The sequence below is a fragment of the Bacillus sp. SIMBA_154 genome (assembly GCF_046536015.1).
Taxonomy (GTDB): domain Bacteria; phylum Bacillota; class Bacilli; order Bacillales; family Bacillaceae; genus Bacillus; species Bacillus pumilus_P.
In genome coordinates, this window is sequence record NZ_JAWJBV010000625.1 from 1 (window position 1) to 239 (window position 239).

Sequence of the window (239 nt, forward strand, 5' to 3'; positions counted from 1 at the left end):
GCTTCAATTGTCGTACAGCCGGTTACAGCGACGATATTTTTGCCTGAAAATCTCTTTTTCGTACAGGCAACGGCCGCTCCCCCTAATACTTCTTTGACCCAAGCGGATTGGTCGCTGTCTCCGGAAACGATAATGGCGTCTTTCAGATTAAGCCGCTCTTTTAATGTCTTTTCCAGAAGCGTCAATCCTAAAACATCCTTCATCGTATCTTCCAGAATCGAAAGCAGTGAATAGCCCTC

General features: G+C 46.0%; 1 protein-coding gene. It reads right to left on the reverse strand.

Features of this window, described 5'->3' with window-relative positions:
• Positions 1–239 (reverse strand): sugar-binding domain-containing protein (locus R0K30_RS23380; protein WP_410613403.1); only part of this gene is annotated, 239 nt, incomplete at both ends.